This window comes from Acetobacter okinawensis, assembly GCF_002153655.1.
Taxonomy (GTDB): Bacteria; Pseudomonadota; Alphaproteobacteria; order Acetobacterales; family Acetobacteraceae; genus Acetobacter; species Acetobacter okinawensis_A.
In genome coordinates this window covers 1-947 of the sequence record NZ_JOPJ01000106.1, presented here as the reverse complement: position 1 = coordinate 947, position 947 = coordinate 1, and the positions used below count along the sequence as shown (strand labels likewise).

The following is a 947-nucleotide window of genomic DNA, read 5'->3' as shown; positions in this document are numbered from 1 at the left end:
CCTGACATGACAGTCGTCCAGGTCAATGAAATTGACATCACCGTCAATGACAAGACAGCAGAAGGTGCTGCATCTGCTGGTGTGCATCTGGACGCAGTGCAGGATAAGGCGGAAGCCGCAACAGATGCCCTGACCGGCATGGGTGAAGCCGGGGCCAAGGCGGCACAGGGTGTTGCCGATAGCGCCAAGGCAGCGGCATCCGCTACAGATGGGCTGGCGACATCCACAACGGCCAGCCTGTCTGGCATGCGCAAGGCTTATTCGGCCCTCAGGTCAGAAGCCGCAGCCTTGCAGACCCAGCTTGATAAGGTCGGCGCATCCGGGGGTGATACCAGCGGCATCACGGCAGAATTGTCCCGCACGCAGACGGAAATGAGCCGTTTGCAGGACAGCATGGCCGCTCTCAAGCAAAAGACTGCGGCCTCCACCGAAGCGCAGCTTGCATGGAATGGCCAGCTTAATCAGGCGAATGCGCCTATGGTCGGTCTGGCCGCTGCCACGGCAAAAGCCACAGGGAATATGGACGGGCTGACCAACGCCCTGCGGGCTGGCACCAACTCAGGGTTGAAAAGCTTTCTCCAGATGGGGGCTGCGGCCGGGGATGAGGTTTCACGCCTGACGCTCAAGCTGATGACGGCACAGGACCGCCTCCAGCAGATCAAGGTGCAGTCTCTTTCGGCTGGTGAATATGGCGTGTCCTCTCAGGATGCACAGGCCGCTGTGGCTGCCCAGCAGGCTATTGTGGACACGCTTATGGAGCAGATCACGGTAGCGCGGGAGGCCCGCAACGCTGTCGATGAGCTGACCAATTCTCAGGCGCGTAACGCCAATGCCTCCAAGCTGGAAGGCTATCAGGTGGGCATCCTGATGGATGAGGCCCACAAGTTTTTTGACATGGTTCTGGCGGGCGGCAATCCGCTGCAAGCTGCCTTTTATGAAGTGCCCAA

General features: G+C 59.8%; 1 pseudogene. It reads left to right on the top strand.

From position 1 onward, the window contains the following. Window positions 1-6: 6 nt before the first annotated feature. A pseudogene (locus tag HK26_RS12945) lies at window positions 7-947 on the top strand (hypothetical protein); the annotation flags it as partial.